Source organism: Paenibacillus sp. CMM36 (assembly GCF_053570945.1).
The window spans coordinates 52433-71508 of the sequence record NZ_JBSEDY010000015.1; the positions used below are offsets into that span (position 1 = coordinate 52433).

The 19076-nt window shown below is 45.6% G+C and carries 17 protein-coding genes and 1 pseudogene; 2 read left to right on the forward strand and 16 right to left on the reverse strand.

Annotated elements, in window-relative coordinates; all coding sequences use genetic code 11:
* Positions 1-17 precede the first annotated feature (17 nt).
* Positions 18-1418, forward strand: a complete 1401-nt coding sequence (locus tag ACWA2B_RS22950; RefSeq protein WP_029516079.1) for a sugar porter family MFS transporter — start codon at positions 18-20, stop codon at positions 1416-1418.
* Positions 1419-1531: 113 nt separating this feature from the next.
* Here ACWA2B_RS22950 and ACWA2B_RS22955 read toward each other — a convergent pair whose 3' ends face one another.
* The 4 genes from ACWA2B_RS22955 to ACWA2B_RS22970 form a co-directional block, all read right to left on the reverse strand.
* The gene (locus ACWA2B_RS22955) at positions 1532-1813 is read right to left on the reverse strand and encodes a hypothetical protein (protein ID WP_318627040.1); all 282 of its coding nucleotides are present in this window, start codon (positions 1811-1813) and stop codon (positions 1532-1534) included.
* Between the two features lie 136 nt (positions 1814-1949).
* On the reverse strand, positions 1950-2072 hold the full coding sequence (locus ACWA2B_RS22960; RefSeq protein ID WP_318627041.1) for a hypothetical protein: 123 nt from the start codon (positions 2070-2072) through the stop codon (positions 1950-1952).
* A gap of 253 nt (positions 2073-2325) precedes the next feature.
* Positions 2326-2553, reverse strand: coding sequence for a hypothetical protein (locus tag ACWA2B_RS22965; RefSeq protein WP_318627042.1), 228 nt, complete (start codon positions 2551-2553; stop codon positions 2326-2328).
* A gap of 16 nt (positions 2554-2569) precedes the next feature.
* The gene (locus tag ACWA2B_RS22970; protein ID WP_449292649.1) at positions 2570-2863 is read right to left on the reverse strand and encodes a hypothetical protein; all 294 of its coding nucleotides are present in this window, start codon (positions 2861-2863) and stop codon (positions 2570-2572) included.
* 609 nt (positions 2864-3472) lie between these two features.
* Between ACWA2B_RS22970 and ACWA2B_RS22975 the strand changes: the two genes are divergently transcribed.
* Positions 3473-3808, forward strand: a complete 336-nt coding sequence (locus ACWA2B_RS22975; protein ID WP_342425741.1) for an HAD hydrolase family protein — start codon at positions 3473-3475, stop codon at positions 3806-3808.
* Between the two features lie 368 nt (positions 3809-4176).
* On the opposite strand, the pseudogene ACWA2B_RS22980 reads toward ACWA2B_RS22975, so the two are convergent.
* From ACWA2B_RS22980 to ACWA2B_RS23035, 12 genes and pseudogenes are all read right to left on the reverse strand, one after another.
* Positions 4177-4308: pseudogene (locus ACWA2B_RS22980) on the reverse strand (hypothetical protein); the annotation flags it as partial.
* 266 nt (positions 4309-4574) lie between these two features.
* Positions 4575-4973, reverse strand: a complete 399-nt coding sequence (locus ACWA2B_RS22985; RefSeq protein ID WP_264454097.1) for a hypothetical protein — start codon at positions 4971-4973, stop codon at positions 4575-4577.
* Positions 4974-4988: 15 nt separating this feature from the next.
* The gene (locus ACWA2B_RS22990; protein WP_449292650.1) at positions 4989-8456 is read right to left on the reverse strand and encodes a phage baseplate assembly protein V; all 3468 of its coding nucleotides are present in this window, start codon (positions 8454-8456) and stop codon (positions 4989-4991) included.
* Between the two features lie 20 nt (positions 8457-8476).
* Positions 8477-8905 (reverse strand): DUF4280 domain-containing protein, encoded by a 429-nt coding sequence (locus tag ACWA2B_RS22995; RefSeq protein ID WP_341071742.1) that lies wholly within the window; start codon positions 8903-8905, stop codon positions 8477-8479.
* 15 nt (positions 8906-8920) lie between these two features.
* Positions 8921-10345 (reverse strand): hypothetical protein, encoded by a 1425-nt coding sequence (locus ACWA2B_RS23000; protein ID WP_341071741.1) that lies wholly within the window; start codon positions 10343-10345, stop codon positions 8921-8923.
* Positions 10333-10992, reverse strand: coding sequence for a hypothetical protein (locus tag ACWA2B_RS23005; RefSeq protein ID WP_449292651.1), 660 nt, complete (start codon positions 10990-10992; stop codon positions 10333-10335). The genes ACWA2B_RS23000 and ACWA2B_RS23005 overlap by 13 nt, the downstream gene beginning before the upstream one ends.
* A 457-nt stretch (positions 10993-11449) precedes the next feature.
* A complete protein-coding gene (locus ACWA2B_RS23010; RefSeq protein ID WP_069010343.1) occupies positions 11450-12361 on the reverse strand; it encodes an AraC family transcriptional regulator in 912 nt (303 codons plus the stop codon).
* Between the two features lie 148 nt (positions 12362-12509).
* Positions 12510-13169 (reverse strand): TetR/AcrR family transcriptional regulator, encoded by a 660-nt coding sequence (locus tag ACWA2B_RS23015; protein ID WP_069010342.1) that lies wholly within the window; start codon positions 13167-13169, stop codon positions 12510-12512.
* Positions 13162-14361, reverse strand: coding sequence for an MFS transporter (locus ACWA2B_RS23020; protein ID WP_069010341.1), 1200 nt, complete (start codon positions 14359-14361; stop codon positions 13162-13164). The genes ACWA2B_RS23015 and ACWA2B_RS23020 overlap by 8 nt, the downstream gene beginning before the upstream one ends.
* Before the next feature lie 143 nt (positions 14362-14504).
* Complete coding sequence (locus ACWA2B_RS23025) at positions 14505-15161, reverse strand: DJ-1/PfpI family protein (RefSeq protein ID WP_039269397.1); 657 nt, start codon at positions 15159-15161, stop codon at positions 14505-14507.
* Positions 15162-15480: 319 nt separating this feature from the next.
* The gene (locus ACWA2B_RS23030; protein ID WP_340931491.1) at positions 15481-17319 is read right to left on the reverse strand and encodes an ABC transporter ATP-binding protein; all 1839 of its coding nucleotides are present in this window, start codon (positions 17317-17319) and stop codon (positions 15481-15483) included.
* Positions 17300-19036 (reverse strand): ABC transporter ATP-binding protein, encoded by a 1737-nt coding sequence (locus ACWA2B_RS23035; RefSeq protein ID WP_340933870.1) that lies wholly within the window; start codon positions 19034-19036, stop codon positions 17300-17302. The genes ACWA2B_RS23030 and ACWA2B_RS23035 overlap by 20 nt, the downstream gene beginning before the upstream one ends.
* Between the last annotated feature and the right edge of the window lie 40 nt (positions 19037-19076).

The following is a 19076-nucleotide window of genomic DNA, read 5'->3' on the forward strand; positions in this document are numbered from 1 at the left end:
GGAGGGGAGATGATTATATGGGAGTAATCATTCATAATGAAAGCGCTCAACAGAAAGCGCTTCAATCGGAAAAACCCAATATGCTTTTTGTGACGCTAGTATCCATCGTAGCTGCGCTTGGAGGGATACTGTTCGGTTTTGATATCGCGGTCGTTTCGGGAGCAGTTGAATTCCTACAGCAGCGTTTTTCGCTGAGCGAATTTCAGGTTGGTTGGGCGGTGTCGAGTCTGATTGTAGGGAGTATCACGGGAGCGGCTCTCTCTGGCTACATGAGTGAAAGGATCGGTAGAAAAAAGGTATTACTGGCCGCCGGATTTTTATTCGTCGTCGGCTCGATCTGCTCTGCGCTTCAAGACTCGTTCACCGGGTATGTTATCTTTCGCATGATCGGCGGCATTGGCATAGGCATCACTTCCACCGTTTGTCCGGTGTACAACGCGGAGATCGCTCCTGCCAAATACCGCGGCCGTTTGGTTGCTTTAAATCAGCTGGCGATCGTAACGGGCATTTTCCTGGTTTATTTTCAGAATTCGTGGATCGTCAGCCTGGGGGATGAAGCCTGGGGTGTCTCAACAGCCTGGCGCTGGATGTTCGGAGTGGGAGCTGTTCCAGGACTGATCTTTATGCTCTTGATGCTCTTCATACCCGAAAGCCCGAGATGGCTTATTAAACAGAATCGGCCTTATGAAGCGTTGCCGATATTGCTGAAAATTCACGGTGAAGAAGCCGCTAAGCAGGAAGTGCTTGATATCAAGGAATCATTCAAAAATGAGAACAACTCATTGAAACAATTGTTCGCTCCCGGTATTCGGGTCGCTCTCTTTATCGGTGTCATGCTTGCCATTATGCAGCATATTACCGGCATCAATGCCATTTTGTACTACGCGCCGGTTATCTTTAAAGGAATGGGACTCGGTACGGACGCTTCTTTGACCCAGACCATCTGGATCGGGTTGATCAATGTGTTGTTTACCATCGTATCTGTATGGCTGATCGACAAAGCGGGACGAAAAATCCTGCTGATAATCGGCACCTCGTTGATGACCTGCTGTTTGGTCATTATTGGAGCCGCATTCAAAATGGGTTTGACCACCGGACCGCTCGTACTCATCATGATATTGATCTACGTGGCCTCCTACGCTATATCGCTTGGGCCAATCGTATGGGTCATGATCTCTGAGATCTTTCCGAACCGCATTCGCGGCAAAGCTGTAGCCATCGCTTCGATGGCACTATGGGCCGGTGATTATCTGGTATCGCAGGCATTCCCTCCTCTGCTGAGTTCAGCCGGTCCGTCCAATACCTTCTGGTTATTCGGAGCCATCTCGTTATTCGTCGTAGTCTTTATATGGCGCAAGGTTCCCGAAACCAAGGGGAGATCACTTGAACAGATGGAAAATATGTGGCTTGGGAAATGACCCAACTTTAGCTCTCAAGAAGCCCCGACACATGTTATAATGCTTTAAAATACACGCCCTCTGAGTCATACCGACCTAAATCGGCAATGGTTCAGAGGCTTTTTATTGCTCATTTATAATTTACCCTCCCGTTTCTCCTTAAATCGCTTGAAATTATGAATGGGCTGTTTTTGATTAATGGATAGCGGCAGCGTATCGTTGACTAACGCCGCCTGATAAGCCTGAATTGACATCAGCGGCGGCTCCGGAACGGGCTCCAGATCTACTACGAAAACAGGGCGTTTCGTAAGTTCATCCAGCTTAACTCGGGATGCACGAATATCCGTCTCGCCATCCATCACCATACTACTGCTGCCTCTTTGCAAATAGATGACCTTGCCTGCCGTAATGTCCAATGTGTTCTCATAGCATTATTTAGAGGATAAAATCCAAGCTTCAGATGTTTGACGCTCTAAATCATCAATCCATTAAAGTCCTTGCTGACCGCATCAGGCCGTCTTTCTGATCTGCTACATCCCTCAAATGTTCCGCCTAATTCAGTAACTGTTTAATTTCAGCTCTTATTTGAAAGTCTATACGTCCTGAGCGCTGCAACTCTGCCGCCTGTTCGGGCAATTCCTTGGCTTGCTGGCAGTAACCGCCAATTTCATTCATAAGCTGTTCATATGTTTTATGTGCCTATGTAAGCAGCCTCATCTGTTGAATGAATTGTTCACGTTTTGTCATATAGTTCAGTACCTCAGCTCATTTTCTGCATGCAAAAAAGCTCATTCCTACTCATGGTTCAAGTTGGAAAGAGCTTTTGAAAGTTTATTAAGTTGTTTGTTGATTGTATTGTACGTTCTTGTTGTTGACAATATTACAATACAATTATAATAAAATATATCTATAACCAAACAATGTGATCCTATTTATTACCCTTGTTCCGTTTTGTTAAACCCAACCTGTCTAATATATCGCTTTTATTAACATTTAATCGCACATGGTAGTCTCCAGATGGACATATAATACTTGGATGCATACCACTTTCTGCTTTTTGATAAAGAAGGATTTTCCCACAATTTGGACAGGGAACTTTTTCACCATTCAAGACCTTTCTATCAATATCATTCTTATCTTTATTATTGTTATCCATATTTTCCTCCTTAAAGTCAACGATACGGTAAATTAGGATAAAGAAGTTTCACTTCTTTGAGGATAGCACGGAATTCACTATATGAAAGATCTTCTTTTATATGCTTTGCTTCTCTTAAAAACGCAATAACCTCTTCGCGTTGAGTATAAGTAGGATTTTTTAATGAATTATGTGTAACTTCATGGATAATTGTTTGAGTAGTCCTAGTAACAGACTCTGTTCCTTTTATATATATTCTTATAGTGTTTGTATTGACATTTGCAAATCCCAAGATTTGATTTCCAAAGTCATCTAAAAGGAATTTCACCATAATCCAGTTTGATTTTTATATTATTCCGTTTTATTAAGTCTACTGTTTCTTTTCCTACATTTGACTTATTCAGTTCTCGATACAAATTTTTAGGTGCGATCCTCTGCCCATTTGGGGCAAAGGTATCTTCTTTGAATAGGTCAGTTGGTTTAGCATAACAAGTTCCCTAAGTCCCAATTTTCCCAGACTGTTGTTTCACTGAGACACTATTGGAAGATATTTTCACGGAGATTTGTTGTTTTCCCACCTGTGAGAAATATTGTTTGAATTCTGCTATGCTAGGGCCACCACCTCCGCCCCGTCCATCGAACACACAAGGACCTTCAGTCAGGTTAGTTAATGACATCCACCTTTGCTCTACTTAGATATGCCTTCTTTATTCGATAAAATCAAAAAATCCCCCGGATAGCTATTTTTCTAGTCACATTGACAGGAGCTACTTATCCATCTTCTAATTCCCGATTCCCTCTTTTCCTTGTTATATTTTTCAAATTCAATATATACCTAATATAAACATATTAGTAACATAAGAGAAAACATTCGAGAGCATAGAACACCTGAGATGAACAAAAAGATCATCTTTTTAGATATAGAATAGATGGAACACTGGTGGATGACGACAGCATGATTCCCGAATCTGCGAAAACAGCATGTATCCAGTCCATAAAGAACGAGCAGCTCATTTATTTATACACAGGCCGATCCAAAGCGGAGATTTATGATTTTAACATGGAGGTTGGTTTCGACGGGATCATTGGCGCTGGCGGGGACTTTTTAGAAACGGAAGGCAAAATGCTATATCATCACAAAGTATCGGATGAAGATGTAAAGCATATGATCGACTACTTTGATCTGCATGGAATGGACTTTTATTTGGAATCGAACGGGGGACTCGTTGCGAGTAAAAACTTTTTCCCCCATGTGGAGCGGCTTATCTATGGGTGATGTGGACAATGTTCCCGCAGCCAGATAGAAAGGAAGAGCGTTCGTATCCTTTTATCACTGGCCTAATTGTAGGAGAAGACAATCTGTATCGTAGAGATTTGAACAAGGAGTGTTTTTGGAAATCCTTTTGAACAAAAAAAAGAATTTCAGGGGAATTTTGCAGTTATTCAATATACCATATCTGCTCTCGGCAAGGACAGCGGGTCATGGTTCCCGGTATTCACAAAGCCGTCGCCAGTGAGAAGCTTATTCAGCATCTGGGAATGTCCAGGGAAGATACGATGCGACTATTGTTCTTGTCTATCAGCATGGAACCAGGGCAAAAGGGGGGAGTATTTCCTATGGATGGACCCGAGGCGAACTGCCCCCTAAAATTCGTTGCCCATTGAAATATGCTCTAAAACCCGTTCCCAGATGCCAGCGATTTTCCAGCGGCGGAACCAGGTGTATAACGAGGACCAGGAAGGATAATAGTCTAGCATATTGTGCCATGGCATTCCTGTGCGGGTGACTCACGATATCGCTTTGAGCATCACCCGATTGTCTGTTTCAGGTCGCTCTGTGTTTTTTCATTCCGGTGGTAACGCGTCTTTAATCTTTTCTCACTGATCATCTTAGATTTCGATCGTCTTTTCATATTACTAATTATTCATAAATCAACATTTTTTTCAGTTTGAATATATTTATTCTCATTAGGGGCTTTTGGACACTTTAAACACCTATATAAACCCTATTATTTTATTCGAATTCAAGGAATTCAACTTGTCTAAAATACTGCTTTGAACGGAGGATGACCTGTCTCTTGATTTTGTAATATGCTAGGTTTGCGGAATCTTAAGCTTGTTTGAATTTTAAAAATTGCTACATCATCTTTTATCTCTTCAAAAGAAATATTCAACCAAATCGGTACTAAAGGAATTAAACCAGTAAGTAGTTTTATAACTTCTTCTAATTCTAGATACCTCCCATTAGTATTCTCTTTACTCAGAAGTGTTAATTTGATCCATTCATCTGTTGAATTTAAGTTTTTGCTACGCTCCTCCACAGGTTCAACAATAAACCTAATCTCCTGATTTATTAATTCTTTTTGTATTCTGATTTCATCAACAGTCTTTAATAAGTTTTCTCTAAAAAGTTGCTTATTCATTTGTGTTATATTTTCCAATTTAACATACTCCTATTATTTTATTTTTTTGCTTACCACTTTTTCAGCTTCTGTAAGATAACCCGATTTATTTATCTCAAATTTATATAATTCAATCCATCCTCCTTTTACTTTTACTCCAGCCTTTTCAAAGAGTTCTGGATACTTTGATGCTTCAGCTACTGTCGGCCGATAATGACCTGACTTATTGTCAATTCGTCTTACTTCTCCTTGTCCATTTATTTTCAATTGCCCTGCCGCAAGAACCTCATCTCGATTGCCTAGGGTATGATGCCTTTTCCCAATTACTAATTTCCCATTTTTATCTATAACAAAATCCACTTGCGTCCTGCCGTTAATTCCTTTAATCCTTCCATTCTCTAAAGTATATGTTAGTATTTTCCCGTCTTTGGGTAACCCTTCATCAGGAAATTTATTCTTGATTGTTGAACCAATATCAGTTTCCTCTAGTATCTTAGAATTCCCCTTAATAGCCCCTGTTCCTTTTGACATGCCGCGAGAAACAATACCAAGAGTCGGGCGGGTGCTCTGTCTTGATTGGAAAATAGATGCGGTGGAAATTATGAGTTCGAACTGTGCTTGAGAAATTGCGCTCTCTAATGCTATCTTCCCACGGAATTCACTTAGTGCCTGCTCGGCTTCCATCTTATCACTACTTGTAAGATGGGCAAACCATTCTTCAAAAGTCTGTTGTTGCTTACCCTTGTATAAATTTTGATACCATCGCCTTAGATCAGCTTCAGCTTGTTCTTTTTCCGCTTTTTTGGCTCCTGCATTCATCACAGTTTCTAAACGAACATCTGGCTCTGTTTTTCCTTTTAGCTCGGGATTTACTGGCCTAGGGTACGGATCCTTTTTATTTAAAATCAGCTCTACGAAGGCCCACTGGGCTTTTGTCTCCGAGTTACTTTCTACTTTACTCGTTTGTGTTAGCCTTGCAAACCAAGTTTCAAAATCCCTATTTGGATTAAACTTATAATATCTTTCATACTCATTCCTTAATCTTTCTTTTTCTTCTAAAAAACCTGTTTCTCCTTCACGCATCACCATTACATTCTTAACATATTCCTCAAATTCAAGATTTCTATTTTGGTCATTTTGATTAATGGAACCAAATTTCTCATCAAGAATTTTCTTCGCTCCGGTGGCATCTAAGGGTTGTAACTGTTCAACTTCCTTATTCCGCCAACCTTTTCTCACTTCAAGCGGAATTTTGTGATACTCCGTGTTCAGCTTGTCCATATTATGGGCTAGATTTTTCGCTAGCTCCCCTAATGATCTGGAACTAGCGACGTTGCGGGCTGCTGTCCATACTTTGCCCCTGTAAGCGGAGGCGTAGCGTTGTCCGACGCCGTTCTTTTTATAAGCAGCTACCCGGCGGCTAAAGGCTGCGGCTTCCCGCGCCAGATTCCTTCCGCCCAGCACAGCCCAGCCTCCTGATGGCACGCCTGCCAGCATGGATAAACCAGCGGCCGCATACTTCAAGGCACGGGTTGGCCCTCCCTTGGCAACGTCACGGCGAATCGAAGTGAGCTTGCTGTTCGCCATCCGGGCAGGCGTCCCCAATACGGGAACCGTACCGATGATACTCAGCGCCTTCTGAGCTACGTTTAGTATCCCCCCAAGCAGGTTTGCCTTCGGCGATGCAGGTGTGGTGGGTGAAGCACCTGTCTTCCTCGCCTGGCCACCACTTGAGTTTCCTCCGTTAGGTGAGCCCGCTCCAGATCCGCCAGTACTTTTGGGCGCATGAGCAGCCTGATAAGCCTGAATGGACATCAGCGGCGGCTCCGGTACAGGCTCTAAATCCGCTACGAAAACAGGGCGTTTTGTAAATCCATCCAGTTTAACCCTGGATGCACGAATATCCGTCTCGCCATCCATCACCATACTGCTGCTGCCTGCTTGCAAATAAATGGCCTCGACTGCCGCTATATCCACTGTGTCCTCCGCATGGATCGTCAGCTCCCGTTTGGCCGCAATTGAAAGCATATGGTCACTGTGTACCTGTATTCCCTTTGCATCAAGTGAAATATATACGCTATTCGTTTTAGCCGATACCAGCAGCTCTTGCGCGCTTAGCTTAACCAGCTTGTCATGAGGAGTGCCCCAGTATTTAATGTCCGGATTGCCTAACTCGGGTATAGGCTTGCCACTGCGCCTCACAGACCTGGCTGCAAAACTATCCGACTCCTGCAAAGTCGGGAACTGTACCTGCACCATGTCTCCTTTTTCGGGCATCACATACCAGCCGCTATGGCCCTCTGCACTATAGCCTGTTGCATAGGGGAGCCAGCATGCCTTTTCCCGTTCCTGTACAGCATCTATGGTGAGATGTACACGTACCTGATCCCGCTCAACTTCCAGTACCTGGCCCTCTAGGGAGGCCCCTCTCACTGAATGGTTCCAGATCGGCTTTTGCCGAATTTCATCTTCAGAAACCAGTGTATAGGTATGTAAAAACATTCCCCGGTCCATCCGGGACACGATATCCGCAACGAGCAGTTCCTTGCCTTGAAAAGAGAGTACATCTCCCGGGCGGAAATATCGTGCACTCTCCACAGTATAGAACGTACCATAGGGGGTGTTGGCTTCGTTATGGCGCATACCGATTTGAATCCCCGGCTGTCTTTGCCAAAGGTCTGCTCCTCCAGGCAATGCTCTACCCATGAAGCCATCCACGCTGACAGCAGATAGTCGCTCACTGCTGCTTGAATCACTCCAAAAATATTTTATTCCGTCGTCCACATGACCCGATCCTGGAAGAGGGCCGCCAAGGATTGCTGCGGCTTCGTACACCGACGATGCTCCACATGACAAACCGTCCCCGTCAGAAAAAGCCCCATCTGCGCCGACAAAGCTTTTTCTTGAACGATACGGGACCTCATCCAGTGTTGCGGGTCGCCCCTCGGGAATACCGAACCAGAACTTGGGGGCATCTGCGGCAGCCTCAGGCACAAGCACAGCTCCAAATCTGGAAGCCATCCTTTTCAAAAATGCCCAGTCTGTTTCTCTGTACTGCAATGTCAAAGCGCCCAGTTGAGCACCCCCGCTGACCGTATCAATCACATCTGCGCCTGTATAACCAGTAAGTACCTGCTTCAGCAGCTGCCCATACGTCATGGTATGATTTTGAAAAGACCGGGTCACAGGCCTCACATCGAGCCGAATCGTATGCGATATGGCCTCTAACTGTACGTAATGAATACCGTGTACCTGCTTCAGCGTGATACGCGTCATTTGTCCATGAAACAACGTACGCAGCCGCTGGCCATCCTTGTCCTTTTCGATGACTTCAACCGGTTCGGCTTCATTCTCTAACTCCATAAACCGTTCCTGATTTTCCTCCGGCACGATACCACTTACTACCAAACGCACATGGTCGCCCAATCTACGCTCAATACGAATGTCTGTCATGGTTTGCAGCGGAACTTTACTCAGTAATTCCACATGACGGTAACCGGATGTTTCCTGCACCTTGTCCATTTGATGAGAAACCCCCACTATCATTCCAGATTCTGCCCGTCATTTTCAATCGTTATTGCTCCGCAATACAGGCAGGCATTGGTACAATACTCCAGCAAGGCAGGCTGTCCCTCGACGAGCACATCCTGCTTGCCCCCAATCCAGGGTCGAAGAATGACCGGAACACAAGGCGCCTTCTTCACACCGAAAATGTCCACCATCTCGCTATTTTGAACCGCCGGATTGGCCGAGCTAAAACAGTTACCAAACCCAGATATATGAACTCCCGGTTCGTGATCCCCCACATTCATCTGGGCCTTGTCCTTGATGTAAACACCGTGGCTAAACGGACGCTTGAGCCGGGTGGGTTGTGTACCACGGTTGCATTTCAAAATAGCCCCTGCAACCACATATCCTTTTTTTGCACCTGATCCGGCCTGAATGGTCATGGATGCTTTTTCTTTTGCCATGGTCTGCTTCCTCCGTCAATTCGTTTTGACTTCGCTGCCAACGACCGATGTGTCACCACCGAGTGTAATATGGCTGCTGCGGCTGGACAGGTTGATTTCCTGACCGGCGGAAATAGTCACCTTTTGCCCCGCCTCCATGTGGATGTTACCGCCTGCCGAAAAATGAATATCTTTGTTGCTCACCATATGAATACCGTCGCCCTGATTCAGCTTGATGAAAACAGCGCCATCCTTGCCGGTAATCACCACCTCGTCCGGTGTCAAGCGGATTTCCTTACCATGTGGCGTTCGGAAAATTTTTACGTCGGGATGCTTCAAATGATTGTGGCCGCCATCCCCCCGATCCTGCCGGACCGAGCTACTCGCGATGCCCTCGTCATCATGCTGGTTCGGGAAATAAATACGCACTTTATCCCCCAGCTCAGGCATCACATACCAGCCACTATGCCCCTCTGCACTATACCCTGTTGCATATGGAAACCAGTGGGCTGTATTTTTGTCCTGCTCCGGGTCGATATCCAGATGCACTTTAACCCGATCACGTTCGACAGCGATCACTTTTCCCTCCAGAGACAGACCCGTCAACTGCTCGTTATAATACGCTTTCTGTCGCAACCCCTTATGTGTCGTCAAGGTATATGTGTGCAGCAGTACTCCCTGCGTCATACGAGTTTGTGCCTCGTATACATATAGCGTTTTGCCACGGAATTGGATTTCATTGCCCAGTTCCAGCACCTGCTCTGTTTCAACGGTATAATCGAGAAAATCCTGCTCGTCCACCGAAGCTGTATCATTGCCTGCAAAGTAGCGATATGCCGAGATTCTTTTGCTTACCGTGTAATGATAATTGTCCAGTTGAACGGCTGTTCCACTTTCCTCAATGCCAAAATAGAACTTTGGGGTATCAAATATGGCCGCGGGCATAAGGGAGGTATGGTAATAGGAAGCCAGCCGCTTGAGAAAAGCCCAATCAGTCTCGCGGTACTGCACCCACATCCGCCCGATCGACGCTCCTCCGGTGGCCGAATCCATGATGTCCAAGCTAGGATAAAGAAGCGAAATACGACGCAGCAGTTCATCCACCTTCATATTTTTGTCCTGAAAAGAACGACTTTGGGGGCGTACATCCAGCCTGTAGGTATGCGACACAGCCTCTACCTCCAGGTAGTACACATCTCGTACCGCCTTCACTTCAATCGCCAGCACTGTTCCGCTAAACAAGGGAACCTCCGTGCCATCCTCAGCCAGCTGCGAGATTCCGACAGGTGAGTCAAATTTGGTCATATCCACATAAGTATCTTTTAGTTCCTCAGGCACGACAGCGGTAAAACGCAACCGAGTGTGGTCGTTCAGCTGCTTGACCAGGTAGAACTCCTGTACATTGATAAGCTGATAAGGCGTGATTTTCAGATTAGAATAGGTGGTGCTTATCTGCTCCATGTTCCTTCTCCTTCAGCCTCACTAGGCAGGATTTTTAGTGTGGTCATCATACGTTGAGCGACCGGACGCCATGTATCCATACGTTCCTCCGTACAGTTAAATGAGCATATAAGCGCATGCCCTTCCAGAGCTGCAAAAAAGGTCAGATTATACAGACGCGTATTCAAAGCCGGAGTCATAAATTCACAGTATCCGACCCGTCGTCCGTACACCTTGCACACACCGTCTGCATACCATTCCGTCAACTTTTGCGTGTGGTGCAAAATGTAGATCATCTCGCTGGTGAACGCCTCTAGCTCCTCATCCGTCAGTTCGCTTGGTGTCAGGTTAAAAGAAAAATTGATCTCCCCTGTTGGATCGGTCAAAACGAGCGGTGGGCGATAACTCGAAGGATATTTAAGTTCAATCTCCCGCTCACCCATCTCGGTGAAAGTCCGGGGCAACCATATCGAAATTTTGTCGTTCAGCAAAGGACGTTCTGCAAAAGCGATTCGTTCTCCGTCCAGCATCTTAAGTGGATAAAGTTCCAAGCCGCTCTCAGATTCTATGTAATTGTGTAAATCCGATTTCGGGAGACCAGATGCACCCTGTTGTTCCTTCCGTGCAGTATTAATCATGTCTGCAATTTGTTCATCCATATGTCCCATCGACGGTAAAACTCCTTTATATGTTCAATCTCAATATTCATTTCATGGAACTTTATAACATAATTGAATCCAAAGAACCATTTGAATTCCAATTTATACCTTACATTATAGGTATCATACGAAGTGTTTTTGTTATTGTCAATTTATAACTCTTATAAAACAATCAAGATATAAGACCTATTATCATGCATAAAAATGAAAAATTTACTATCATTCAGATTCTTTTTACCCAAAACAAGCATCCATACTTGTGAAAATACGTCTTCATTTTCAAAGAAATAAAGTTAATTCGCCTATGAACATCTTCAATTTAAAATAATCATATGAATTTCAATTCCCAAAAAATGATTCTTTTGAACCTGAATCCAATTGCCTATTTTCAAAATCAAAAAAAGCCTACCTTTTTATCAGGTAAGCTCCACGCGAATATGAATAAATCATAAAACTTCCTATATATTCAGTCCCCTTCCTCCTCCGCATAGTTCCTCACATTGCGCTCTACAGCAGAGCGGTATTCTACAGGGGTTTGGCCTGTGTGCTTTTTGAACAGCATATGAAAATACTGCCTGCTGGCTACGCCTACATAATCGGCAATTTCTTGAATGGGAATGTCCGTTTGCTGAAGAAGCATACGGGCCTTGTCCATTCGCAGCATTGTTAAATACGCGGTGAGTGTTAGCCCCGTATGTTTTTTGAAAATACGGTGCAAATAACCTGGGTGCAGATTCACGGCCGCCGCCATGTCCTTGACCACAATCTCTCGATCATAGTTCAGATGGAGAAATTCAATGCATCGTTTGATGTACATATCCGTTTGCTGCGTGTTGCTACGCTCTGCCTCTTCCCGTAGACGTGCAATTCGTACTAGCAATTGCATAAAAAGCATCTCTGCCATTGCACCCGGCTGTTCTTTTCGTTGGTCCAGCTCCAGCACGAGACTTTTCAGCGCATAATATACCTCTTCCGGGTCCGATAGTACCAGATACGGGAACGGACGTGACATGAGAGTCGTGACCTCCTGCTCCTCCGTTGCGATTTGTCGGATAGACGGCCCTACCCTCACCCCTTCCGTAAAACCAAACTCTACATTTAGCATCCGGCACGGTTGTTCTCCTTCCACCACCAGTCGATGCGGTACACCTGCGTCCAGCATAATAAACTCGCCTTTACGCAGCGTGATGCTTTCTTCCGTGTTCTCTCCCGTTTGTACATCTACCCTGCAAAAGCCGGAAATCATGTACATAATTTCAGTGGAATGATGATCGTGGTAAGACATGGTATAGTCATGCCATTGCTTGTAATAGTAAGCAAAAAAACGGGGAATATAATCCCCGTCACGTAGCCGTGGCTCAAACAGACTTCCGTTCATCCCCGCACCTCCACTAAATAGATAAGGCTAACACGACAACGTATCTGAAATCGCTCTATTTTCACAGTTTAACAGACTGAGCCGTGTACTTCTATTTCACACCATTGGACGATCTATAATCCTTTGGAATGTAGCAGGCGACTTCTACCTAAAAGGTAGGGGATTCATCACTTTCTGGACTTAAATACTGAATCAACATCCCCACAAATCGGTTAGCAATTTCTATATCCTCAAGTTCGTTATTCCGTTCGTCCTTGGACGTCAGACTCATTTTCTGGAGTATACCCATCATAGACGTGAAGATAAAATGAGCGGTCTTCAAGGGCTCCGTGTCGGACTTTAATGATCCATCTTGGAATCCAGCTTCCAGAGCATCCATCAGGAAATGTCGTTCCTTTTCCCGGCTAACAAAATTGTTGTACTGTTCTTTGAGTTCTTGATTTGAATCATAAGCTTCGTAATGCAGATCGAATAAAAGAATAAACTTGATGTATTCCGGATGTTGCCAAGCGTAATTAATCCATGCATCAAGCATCGAAGTAAGCATCTTCTTCCCGCTCATTTCAGCTGAAGGTGCCCTTCTAACAAATTCGGTCATGCTCTCAAGAATTTCCATCTGGACCTCAAAGATCAGTTCGTTCATGGACTGAAAGTGCTTATAGAATGTGACCCGACTTACACCAGCCACGTTGCATACATCCTTAATATTAACTTTGAGAAAGCTTTGCTTCATAAAAAGTTCCTTCGCAGCCGCAATGAGTTCTTCCCGATTTTTGTTTTTTAAATTCTGGTGCCAGTTCTCAGTCATTCACAACCATCCGTTTCTTATTTTTCGATTTTTGTAAGGTTAAGAAAAGGGCAGATGCAAGGATAAGTGCACCAAAAATATAAGGAATATGAATGTGTTTGTCAAACAACAAGCCCGCTAAAATGGGTCCCAATATATTGCCTAGGCTGGTATACGTCGTATTCAATCCAGCGGCATATCCTTGGCGATCACCAGCTGAGTTCGCGATCATTGTACTTACCGTTGGTCTTAGGAAGGCATTAAAAGCAAAAAACAGAGCAGATACCGCCAGCAAATAACCTAGATTAATCTTAATGATCATTAACAGTAAAGCGATGGCTGTCATGATCAAAGAAAGACGTATAAGCTTCATCTCACCAAGTCTCTTGATGAGATAATCAAGTAGCCATATCTGCACAACGATGCCTATAATTGCACCAACCGTAATGATCATTGAGATTTTAGTGGCATCAAAACCATATTTTCGTTCCACAAAAAGAGCATACACTGTTTCGTAATTCATCAAACCTAATGTCATGATCAGAATGAGGAGAAGATAACGAAAATAGGATGTCCGAAATGAATTTAGGATTTGGTTGCGAATGGGTTCCCGGCGGACCCAATGGCTAGCGGGTTTTCGTTTTTCCTTGGGTAATGTCTCTGGCATATACAAGCTAAGCAGCGTAGCAACAAGTCCAAGTCCACCAGCAAAAAAATAGGGCACCCTTATGCCAAACTCAGCGATCATACCGCCTAACCCCGGACCAAGCACCATCCCCAAATTCATGGAAGCACCCAAGTACCCCATTCCTTTAGCGCGAGTTTCAGGAGTGGTAATATCAGCAACGTAGGCCATATTGGAAGGAACCATTAATCCAATACCCATCCCCCCAATAAATCGGGCAATATATAAAAGGGGCAATGTCGTAGATACAGCAAACATGAGATCCGAAATGACCGTTAAAAACAGACCGGTGATGATCATGGATTTTCGACCCCATCTATCCGAAAGCTGCCCACCTAGGGGCGAAAAAATAAACTGTGCTGCTCCAAATGCGGCAATAAGATACCCCGCAGCAGCTCCTGCCGCATTAAATTGTTTCAGATATTCAGGCAGAATGGGAATCACCATGCCTTGACCCAATAAAGCAATAAACAAATTCAGCATCAGAATGAAAAGCGGAAATGTAGCAGACTTAGGTAAGCTGCTCATGTTTGTAACCCCCTCCAACCCTTTACACTATGTAACCCTTTACTATGTGTAAACTATATTAGTTGAAATAGGGGGCATTGTAAATAAAAATACAAACCTATTGAGCCTAGCTAATACCGAAAAGAGATCTTGTTATTCTTGATTTACACATGAGGCTCCCTTTTTGCAAACTCTTGTAACATACCTCTTATTTGTTCTACCAATATAGCAGGTGCTTTCTTGGGTGAACCCGTGTCAAACGGAGGCTGAGGATCGTATTCCAAAATCAGCTGGACTCCTTTACTCATGTCTTCTCCCAATTCCCATGCTATTAGCTGGAGTGCCATATCAATACCAGAGGAGACACCGGCTGCTGTAATGATTTTGCCCTGACGAACCACTCTCTCATCTGTTGGAATGGCTCCAAGAGATTGAAGCAGGTCTAAGGAGCCCCAATGACTGGTGGCTACGGTTCCATTTAACAAGCCTGCGGCGCTCAAAATCAGAGAGCCATTACAAACCGACGTGGTCCATTTCGTAGTTTCATGTATTTGGCGAATCCAGTTTAACGTTTCTTCGTCATTCATTGGAGTTTTATAATTTGGCGGACTGCAGCCTGGAACAACAAGAATATCAGCTGAAGGTACTTCAGAAAAACTGTAATCGGCATGCAAATAACCCATATTTGAGTCCAGTTTGACTAACCCCTTTTTCTTAGCGACAAACTTCACTTCACATTTCAGTGTAGCAGCAAATACATCATATGGACCTATGGCATCTAATGCTGTGATTCCATCGAAAAGCATGATTGCGATTTTCATGATGACTCTCCTTTGAAGTGGGATTTTATTCTTGCACACCCATACTAACATACATATACGGGGTATGGGTATATTTAATTTTGTGAAAACACTGCTCGGCTTTCTTCATAGACGATATTGCCCACAACCAGAACAGTGACCTTTTGAAGTAATAATACGCTTACCAGCGTAAAAGCCTCTGCCCTCAAGGGGGTATGTTAATTTCAAACATCTCTTGTCACCAAAAGGCATACTTAAAAAGGGCTACCCCCAGGGTAGTCCTTTTTAGCATCATAAAGCTTCTACATCTTGCCTACAAATCTGTGAATCGAGAGCCGGCTTAAGAGCTTTGCTTACTCAATTGACCATAATATAAATCACTGTAAAAGCCTTTGTGAGCCAGCAGCTCATCATGAGAACCCTGCTCCTCCAGACGGCCATCCTTCAAGACCAGAATCCGGTCAGCCAGACGAATGGTATTCAGCCGATGTGCGATGACGAAACTTGTTCGACCCTGCATAAGCCGCTCCAGTCCTTCTTGTATCTTCATCTCAGTAATGGTGTCGATGCTGCTGGTTGCCTCGTCGAGTACAAGAATGGAAGGGTTGGCCAAAATAGCACGGGCAATAGCCAGCAGTTGTTTTTGCCCTTGACTGATGCCGCTGCCGTTCGCTTCCAGCACCTTGTCGTATCCGTCCTTCATCCGCATGATAAAGGAATGGGCGTTGGCCAGTTTCGATGCTTGTTCAACCTCCTCATCGGTGGCGTCCAGTCTGCCGAAGCGGATATTTTCACGAATCGTCCCCTGAAACAGGAAGGAGTCCTGTAGCACAAATGCCATGCGGGAGCGCAAGCTTTCACGCTGTATGGTGGTAATATCGCGTCCGTCCAGCGTAATCGTGCCCTTGTCGGGGCTATAGAATCTAGAAAGGAGCTGGATCAGTGTCGTTTTTCCTGCCCCGGTCGGACCGACCAGCGCGATCATTTCACCGGGTTTGGCTTCAAAAGAGATACCTTCCAGCGTAGCGCTTCCCTCATCATAACCGAAGGAAACATCCGTAAACCGCACCGCCCCCTCTACATGCCCTACTTCCACTGCACCGCGTTCATCCTTGGACTCTTCATCTTCATCCAATATTTCAAATACACGCTCAGCTCCGGCAATGGCGGACAGCAGGGTGTTCCACTGGTTAGCCAAATCGTTCAGCGGTCTGGTGAACTGGCGGGCATATTCTACGAATACAATAATTGTACCTATAGTGATGGAGCCGCGAATGGCCAAAATACCACCGATCCCCGCTACAATAGCAAAGCTGAGATTATTCAGTCCGTTCATCAGCTTCGGTATAAAGCCTGAAATCGTTTGGGCCCAGAAGCCCGACAGCCGAATACGGTCATTGCGCTCTCCAAAACCATGGATGACTCTCTTTTCCTGCGAAAATGCTTTAATAATCTGCTGCCCGGACAGCGTTTCTTCGATGTATCCGTTCAGTTCGCCCAAATTTTTCTGTCGTTCCTTATATAAGGGCCCGGTACGACGTGTAATCCAGCGCATCCCGGCAGCCATTAACGGCACCACGATAAAGGTCAGCAGGGTCATCAGCGGGCTTAACCACAGCATCACCGTGAGTGTACCGATTAGCGTCAATATGCTCGAAAAAATCTGAATGGCGGAGCTGTTGAGCGTAGAACTGACATTTTCGATATCATTGGTCAGACGGCTCATGATCTCTCCCTGCTGACGTTTGCCATAGAAAGGAATCGGTAGTCGATGCAAATGTGAAAACAGATCGAAACGCATACGGTACACCGTCTCTTGGGCAATCTCAATCATCCAGATATTTTGCAGCCAGGAGGTCAGCGAGTTCAGTAGATATACAGCCCCTAATCCGATGAGAAAATAAATCCACGTGCGTCCACCCGGACCTTCGAGAAAATCATCCACCGCTACACCAACCAGATATGGACCCAGCAGAGCCAGCCCGGAGCTGAGCAGCACCATGAACAGTACCAGCATCAGTTTGGCCTTACGACGAGCCAGATAAGCCCATATCCGTCCTAAGGTGCCAGACCAGTTTTTCGCTTTGGCCTTGCGGCGTCCTTCAGCTCCCGCCGGATTTCGCAGCACACCGGACGGCGGTGTAGGCTGACAGAACGGTTCAATGAGTTCCTTGAACATGCGACTCCTCCTTTCCATATTGTGATCCATAGATACGTCGATACAGATCCGAGCTATCCATGAGATGCTTATGACTTCCGCTTGCCATCAGACGACCCTCATCCAGCAGTAAAATCTGATCTGCCGATGCGGTCGAGCTGATTTTCTGCGTAATGAGAAATGTCGTACAGGACAGGCCATCGAGTGCATTCAGTAGTGCTGCCTCCGTCCCTACATCCAGCGCACTTGTGCTGTCGTCCAAAATCAGCACTGCCGGCTGGCGTACCAGCGCGCGGGCAATCGAAAGTCGCTGTTTCTGTCCGCCAGACAGATTGACGCCACGCTGCCCGAGCATCGTATCATAGCCTTGCGGCAAGCGTTCAATCATACTATGGATTTGCGCCATGCGTGCGGCTTCCTTAATTTCCTCCAGGCTGGCATTCTCCAGCCCCCAAGCAATATTATCCCGAATCGAGCCGGTGAATAGCAGTACCTCCTGAGGGACATAGCCAATGGCCTCTCGCAATATGGACGCATCCAGTTCACGAGCGTCCTTTCCGTCAAAGCGCACATGACCTTCATCCTCTTCATAGAGACGCGTAATCAACTGCACAAGTGAGGATTTTCCCGAGCCAGTGGCCCCCATAATAGCTATCCGCTCGCCCGATTGCGCTTTAAAAGATATTTCCTTTAGGACAGCCAGATCACTGCCCGGATAATGAAAGCTCACCCGGTCCATTTCCACCTGTCCCTTAATCCGTGTATGATGTGTTGAAACAGGCTCCAGCCCATGCCTATCTTCATTAGAAGTTTCCAATATCTCTCGGATCCGCCCCGTAGATGCAGTTGCCCGGGAAAACACAACAACGATACCTGATAAGGCAGACAAGGCTCCAATCGTCCGCAGTGAATAATTGACGACTGCGACCACCTGTCCTACACTGGCATCCCCAGTGGAAATTTGGCCGCGTCCGAACCAAAGTACTGCAATAATCCCTGCATTCATCGTAAACAAAATGAACGGCATCGTCGTTTCCGTCCAGCGTAGAGCGGACACCGTCCCTTTCATCAATTCGCCTCCGTAATGGGCGAAACGTTCGATTTCATGCCGCATCCGTACAAAAACCCGGATGAGCCGGATTCCTGTCAGGTTCTCCTGAATCACTCCGTTAACGTCATCCAGGCGACGCTGGACACCCTTAAACAAAGTGACCGTTCGCCGCATCATCACCAGCACAAACACGAACAGCACCGGGGCCATAACCGCCAATAGCAGCCCAAGCCTGAAATGTACAACCAGTGCCATCACAATACTGCCGATGACTACAAGCGGAACCCGTGTCATAAACCGCAGGCTCATAAACACCGTATCCTGTACTTGCGTGACATCCCCGGTCAGGCGCGTAATCAGCGACGAAGTGGCAAAACGTTTAAACACAGGATACGAAAAGGATTGCACTTTACGGTACAGCTTTTCCCGCAAATCATAGCCGAAGCCCTGACTTGCATGTGAAGCAAAAAAAGAGCTGGATATACCCGCCATAAAGGCGATAACGGCACTGCCCACCAGTACACTGCCCCATAACCAGACGACGGACAAATTCTGTTGCCGAATGCCCTCATCTATGATTTTGGAGATCAAATACGGCTGCGATAACTCTACCGTCAATTCCAGCAACATCATCACGAGCGCCGCGATGGCTGGAACGCGATATTTTTTTAGAAAAGAGAACATCATCCCCACAAGCATTCCTCCAATTGCCCATAGCCGTCCTTCC

Bases quoted from the DNA above. Each gene is read 5' to 3' on its own strand.
- ACWA2B_RS23005 (WP_449292651.1), bottom strand. From the start codon at position 10,992: ATGGGACATATGGATGAACAAATTGCAGACATGATTAATACTGCACGG.
- ACWA2B_RS23015 (WP_069010342.1), bottom strand. From the start codon at position 13,169: ATGACTGAGAACTGGCACCAGAATTTAAAAAACAAAAATCGGGAAGAA.
- ACWA2B_RS22965 (WP_318627042.1), bottom strand. From the start codon at position 2,553: ATGGATAACAATAATAAAGATAAGAATGATATTGATAGAAAGGTCTTG.
- ACWA2B_RS22990 (WP_449292650.1), bottom strand. From the start codon at position 8,456: ATGGACAAGGTGCAGGAAACATCCGGTTACCGTCATGTGGAATTACTG.
- ACWA2B_RS23010 (WP_069010343.1), bottom strand. From the start codon at position 12,361: ATGAACGGAAGTCTGTTTGAGCCACGGCTACGTGACGGGGATTATATT.
- ACWA2B_RS23035 (WP_340933870.1), bottom strand. From the start codon at position 19,036: ATGATGTTCTCTTTTCTAAAAAAATATCGCGTTCCAGCCATCGCGGCG.
- ACWA2B_RS22960 (WP_318627041.1), bottom strand. From the start codon at position 2,072: ATGAATGAAATTGGCGGTTACTGCCAGCAAGCCAAGGAATTGCCCGAA.
- ACWA2B_RS23025 (WP_039269397.1), bottom strand. From the start codon at position 15,161: ATGAAAATCGCAATCATGCTTTTCGATGGAATCACAGCATTAGATGCC.
- ACWA2B_RS23030 (WP_340931491.1), bottom strand. From the start codon at position 17,319: ATGTTCAAGGAACTCATTGAACCGTTCTGTCAGCCTACACCGCCGTCC.
- ACWA2B_RS22950 (WP_029516079.1), top strand. From the start codon at position 18: ATGGGAGTAATCATTCATAATGAAAGCGCTCAACAGAAAGCGCTTCAA.
- ACWA2B_RS23020 (WP_069010341.1), bottom strand. From the start codon at position 14,361: ATGAGCAGCTTACCTAAGTCTGCTACATTTCCGCTTTTCATTCTGATG.
- ACWA2B_RS23000 (WP_341071741.1), bottom strand. From the start codon at position 10,345: ATGGAGCAGATAAGCACCACCTATTCTAATCTGAAAATCACGCCTTAT.
- ACWA2B_RS22995 (WP_341071742.1), bottom strand. From the start codon at position 8,905: ATGGCAAAAGAAAAAGCATCCATGACCATTCAGGCCGGATCAGGTGCA.
- ACWA2B_RS22970 (WP_449292649.1), bottom strand. From the start codon at position 2,863: ATGGTGAAATTCCTTTTAGATGACTTTGGAAATCAAATCTTGGGATTT.